4 protein-coding genes are annotated in these 5,331 nt (G+C 40.8%); 3 read left to right on the top strand and 1 reads right to left on the bottom strand.

The window, feature by feature from the left end; all coding sequences use genetic code 11:
• Positions 1 to 245: 245 nt before the first annotated feature.
• Positions 246 to 983 carry an outer membrane beta-barrel protein gene (locus tag QZ379_RS11945; RefSeq protein WP_291565046.1) on the top strand — a complete coding sequence of 246 codons (738 nt, stop codon included), beginning with the start codon at positions 246 to 248 and terminating at the stop codon, positions 981 to 983.
• 42 nt (positions 984 to 1,025) lie between these two features.
• On the opposite strand, the gene QZ379_RS11940 is transcribed toward QZ379_RS11945, so the two are convergent.
• Positions 1,026 to 2,201, bottom strand: coding sequence for a hypothetical protein (locus QZ379_RS11940; protein WP_291565043.1), 1,176 nt, complete (start codon positions 2,199 to 2,201; stop codon positions 1,026 to 1,028).
• A 115-nt stretch (positions 2,202 to 2,316) separates the two neighbouring features.
• Between QZ379_RS11940 and QZ379_RS11935 the strand changes: the two genes are divergently transcribed.
• Positions 2,317 to 3,495: an AAA family ATPase gene (locus QZ379_RS11935; protein ID WP_291565050.1), complete on the top strand. Its 1,179-nt coding sequence runs from the start codon at positions 2,317 to 2,319 to the stop codon at positions 3,493 to 3,495.
• Between the two features lie 48 nt (positions 3,496 to 3,543).
• A partial coding sequence (gene nifJ, locus QZ379_RS11930) for a pyruvate:ferredoxin (flavodoxin) oxidoreductase (RefSeq protein ID WP_291565039.1) occupies positions 3,544 to 5,331 on the top strand: 1,788 nt, incomplete at its 3' end.

The following is a 5,331-nucleotide window of genomic DNA, read 5'->3' as shown; positions in this document are numbered from 1 at the left end:
ACGGGTGCCTGTTGGTGCCCGTCCAAAATGGGACACCCTAAAATTGGAAGTTTACAAATCTTATAACATAAGGAATAGTTTAATCCAATTGGTGTGGGATGCTATTGTTTTATCCGTGCTAAAGGTAATGCGAAGACCTGACTTTAGGATGAAATAATATAATTCCCACACCTTTTATTTATCATCTTGCTTCAGAAGAAACTGGCAAGAATTTAATTAAGTATTAACTATAAACTTATGTTTTTATGAAAACTTTTAAATTATTTTTAGTCACTTTTTTTGCGTTGACAGTAGCAAATGGTTATTCACAACAAAGCAACGTTAACAATGTATCTGGTGGAACAAACTCAAAAGGCTGGTCAAGAATATCTGTTTCATATATTCCATCAACATTAAACGTAGATGGAGGAGATGACCTCAAATTCCAAGGATTCAATTTAGGATGGACAAAGGGGTTCAATATAGCAAACAATGTTCCTTTATTTATAGAAGCTGGTGCCGGTATTCAATTCAGAAGATATTCAGACTCAGAGTCAGAAAGCTTTAACAAATCTGGAGTTAGTGGTAAAATTAAAGTAACAGAAAAATTAAACGTTTTATCTTTGAATATCCCTGTAAACCTTGTTTATAAATTCAATGCCACTCCCGATTTTTCTATAGAGCCGTTTGTCGGAATAGATTTTAGATTCAATTTAATGGGAAAATTAAAATCTGAAGCAAACTATTCAGGAGATTATGAAGATGAAGTAAATGAAGCTATAAAAGATTATTTACCTGATAGCGACATTAATATTTTTGATGAAGATGACATGAACGATTTGGGAGTAGATCCGGCTAAGCGTTTTCAGGCAGGTTGGCATATAGGAACAAACTTCACTTATAAAAAAGTGTCTTTAGGTATAAGTTATGGACAAGATTTTAACGAAATTGTCGAAGACTGTAAGTTATCAACAACCACTGTAACATTAGGATTTAATTTCTAGTTTTTTAGCATAAAGGCTTCCAGAAATACACGGAAGCCTTTTTCATTGATTACAAATTACATAAGCATGATATCTCGTGACTTCAGTCACAGGAGTGAGTGACAAATAGCCACTTACGATTCTATCATTATCATCTTTTATCAGATGAAAAACCGACAATTCTTCATGTTTTGCTAAAGCTTCACCGTCAGAATTATAATGTTCTACGACAAATTTACCACGTGAGGATGGACAAAGGTGTCTGTCGAATATTATACGCGACACTACACCCATGTTCATCCTCATATTTATTTCCACACATGGATGCACCAGAATCTCGCCATTCTGACTGCAAATCATCATATCCACACCAAAATAGCCGGTATAGTAACCGGAAACCATCACGGAGAATATCTCAAGAAGCCTTTCGCGAACATCGTGCAATGTCGCAGACTGAATGCCAAACGACAAAAGATGCTCTTCAATTCCGGAATCAGACATCAGTATATTCTGCTTATAATTGCCAAAATCGTCAGTTTCAAACAGTGAATATCCGGCAAAAGAAACTGTTCCTTCCGGAGAGGAATAAAACTCCATGGCAAAATCGCACACCTTATTATATATAGGTTCAGCCATTACACATCCCTGAGTGCGGAGTATGCGCGAAATCCAACCCTCGACATTGGCACTCCACGACTGACGACACACACGGTAAAGTCCCCTGCCGCTTCCAGACCAAGGTGCCTTGAGTATCAGATTTCCGTTCGCCTCAAGATGCATCCTGACCTCTTCGAGTTTATTGCAGCAGAAAGCTTTTCCACAAACTCCATCTACAGACGATAATTGCGACAGCACCTCCACACATTGCTGGCGGCCGGACAGATAACGGATTTTGTCCAAAGACGCAGAATCCGGCAGAAAAGAAATATCAGCACCACCGGCTGAGAACATATGAACCAAAGCAGGACTCCACCCCCACGGCCTTATCTCGCATGAAACTGTATCGGAAACAAATCTCTCACTCGAGAAATCCTTAAAGCCTGCAACCTGGGAACGAAAAGTTTCTACCGTGGAGCTGTCCGCAACATGTATAAGTGCGTCGTCCGGTGCATACCACGCCGGAAGAAAGCTCAAATCATGGCTCATACGGAGAATTTCGGCAGATACCTTATAGTAAGGAGTAAAATTGGCAAGTGCCATATCATGCCACGGATTGAATATATACAACTGTTTTTTCATCGCATCTTCACCGGATTTTATTTGCAAAGATATACTAAAAAAATAATTTTTGCTATGTCAAGTTTGCAATATTATGAACTATTCGTATATTTGCACCGAAGTAAAGGATATATTCATGGAGGCTTTTTACAGAACACATTCTTATTTGGTTGAACATACCAATGCTCCCGTACGCAGAGATCTTATGGACGAAATAGACTGGAGCGCACGTCTGATTGGTATTAAAGGTACGCGAGGAGTTGGAAAAACTACTTTTCTTCTGCAATATGCAAAAGAAAAATTTGGTTTTGACCGTTCTTGCCTGTACGTCAATATGAATAATTTTTACTTTTCTCAAGTAAACTTAGTGGACTTTGCCGCCGACTTCATCAAGCGCGGCGGTAAAGTGCTTCTGATAGACCAGGTGTTCAAACTCCCTGACTGGAGTACAGCGTTGCGTACTTGTTATGAGAGATTCCCTAATCTGAAAATTGTGTTCACCGGTTCTTCCGTAATGCGACTTAAGGAAGAGAATCCGGAACTGAACGGAATCGTGAAATCATATAATCTGAGAGGATTCTCGTTCCGCGAGTTTCTGAACCTGCAGACAGGAAACAATTTCTCTAAATACACACTTGAAGAGATACTAAACAACCACGAGCATATAGCCAAAACTATACTGCCACACGTAAATCCTACACAATATCTGCAGGACTACATTCATCATGGATTCTATCCGTTCTTCCTTGAAAAGAGGAACTTTTCGGAAAATCTGCTGAAGACTATGAACATGATGGTGGAGGTAGATATACTTTTGATAAAACAAATTGAGCTGAAATATCTCTCGAAAATAAAAAAATTACTATATTTATTGGCGGTTGACGGACCGGGTGCTCCTAACGTAAGCCAGTTGGCTGAAGAAATACAGACTTCGAGGGCTACGGTAATGAACTATATCAAGTATTTGGCTGATGCCCGACTGATAAATATGGTTTATCCTAAAGGTGAATCTTTCCCGAAAAAGCCGGCAAAGATAATGATGCACAACACAAGTCTGATGTACAGCATCTATCCGGTGAAAGTGGAAGAGCAGGATGTGCTGGAAACATTCTTCGTAAACTCTCTATGGAAAGACCACAAGATAAACAAGGGAGATAAAGGAACATCTTTCATGGTGGACAACAACCTGCATTTCAGAATATGCGCAGACGGATGTAAGTTCAAGACTAACCCGAACGTATATTACGCAATGCACAAACTGGAATTGGGACACGGAAACCAGATTCCGCTCTGGATGTTCGGATTCCTATATTAAACGAGAATACAAGTTCTTATTAACTAATTATTATAATTTAGTAATTGTATGACTAAACAAAAAAAATTCATCACTTGTGATGGTAACCAGGCTGCAGCACATATCTCGTATATGTTCTCAGAAGTAGCAGCTATCTACCCTATCACTCCATCTTCTACAATGGCTGAATATGTAGATGAATGGGCTGCCGCAGGACGTAAAAACATCTTCGGCGAAACAGTTCTTGTTCAGGAAATGCAGTCAGAAGGCGGTGCAGCAGGTGCTGTACACGGATCTCTTCAGGCTGGTGCCTTGACTACTACTTACACTGCATCTCAGGGTCTTCTTCTTATGATCCCTAACATGTATAAGATTGCAGGTGAATTCCTTCCATGTGTATTCCACGTATCAGCTCGTACACTTGCTTCTCACGCATTGTGTATCTTCGGTGACCATCAGGACGTTATGTCTTGCCGTCAGACTGGTTTCGCTATGCTTTGCGAAGGTTCTGTACAGGAAGTTATGGATTTGGCCGGTGTTGCTCACTTGTCAACTATCAAATCACGCGTTCCATTCGTAAACTTCTTCGATGGTTTCCGTACTTCACACGAAATCCAGAAAATCGAAATGTTGGAAAATGAAGACCTTGCTCCTCTGGTAGATCAGAAAGCTTTGGCTGAGTTCCGTGAACGTGCACTAAGCCCTAACAAGCCTGTTGCACGCGGTATGGCTGAAAACCCAGACCACTTCTTCCAGCACAGAGAATCATGCAATCCATTCTATGATGCAGTTCCTGCTATCGTAGAAGAATATATGAACGAAATCAACAAGATTACAGGACGTAACTACGGCTTGTTCAACTACTATGGTGCTGAAGACGCTGAACGCGTAATCATCGCTATGGGTTCTGTAACAGAAGCTGCTCGCGAAGCTATCGACCACTTGGTAGCTAACGGCGAAAAAGTCGGTTTGGTTTCTGTACACTTGTATCGTCCGTTCTCTGCTAAACACTTCTTGGCTGCTGTACCTAAGACTGCAAAACGTATCGCAGTTCTTGACCGTACAAAAGAACCTGGAGCTAACGGCGAACCTCTTTACCTTGACGTTAAAGACTGCTTCTACGGACAGGAAAATGCTCCTGTTATCGTTGGCGGACGCTACGGTCTTGGTTCTAAGGATACTACTCCAGCTCAGATTCTTGCAGTTTATGAAAACTTGGCATTGCCAATGCCTAAAGACCACTTCACTGTAGGTATCGTTGATGACGTTACATTCACTTCTCTTCCTCAGAAAGAAGAAATCGCTCTTGGCGGTGAAGGTATGTTCGAAGCAAAATTCTACGGACTTGGTGCTGACGGTACTGTAGGTGCCAACAAGAACTCTGTTAAGATTATCGGTGACAACACTAACAAATATTGCCAGGCATACTTCTCTTACGACTCTAAGAAGTCTGGTGGTTTCACTTGCTCTCACTTGCGTTTCGGTGACCACCCAATCCGCTCTACTTACTTGGTAACTACTCCTAACTTCGTAGCTTGCCACGTACAGGCTTACTTGCACATGTACGATGTAACTCGCGGTTTGCGTAAGAACGGTACTTTCCTTCTTAACACTATCTGGGAAGGTGAAGAACTTGCTAAGAACTTGCCTAACAAGGTTAAGAAATATTTCGCAGAAAACAATATCACTGTTTACTACATCAATGCAACTAAGATTGCTCAGGAAATCGGTCTTGGTAACCGTACTAACACAATCCTTCAGTCTGCATTCTTCCGTATCACAGGCGTTATCCCTGTAGAACTTGCTGTAGAACAGATGAAGAAATTCATCGTTAAGTCTTACGGTAAGAAGGGTGAA

The sequence above is a fragment of the Bacteroides sp. genome, assembly GCF_019417265.1.
Taxonomy (GTDB): domain Bacteria; phylum Bacteroidota; class Bacteroidia; order Bacteroidales; family Bacteroidaceae; genus Phocaeicola.
Note: the sequence above shows the minus strand (reverse complement) of the source record. Positions and strands in the feature narration are given on the sequence as shown.

What these genes read in the sequence shown, in the direction of transcription:
- QZ379_RS11945 (WP_291565046.1), top strand. Translation starts at nt 246, where the DNA reads ATGAAAACTTTTAAATTATTTTTAGTCACTTTTTTTGCGTTGACAGTA.
- QZ379_RS11940 (WP_291565043.1), bottom strand. Translation starts at nt 2,201, where the DNA reads ATGAAAAAACAGTTGTATATATTCAATCCGTGGCATGATATGGCACTT.
- QZ379_RS11935 (WP_291565050.1), top strand. Translation starts at nt 2,317, where the DNA reads ATGGAGGCTTTTTACAGAACACATTCTTATTTGGTTGAACATACCAAT.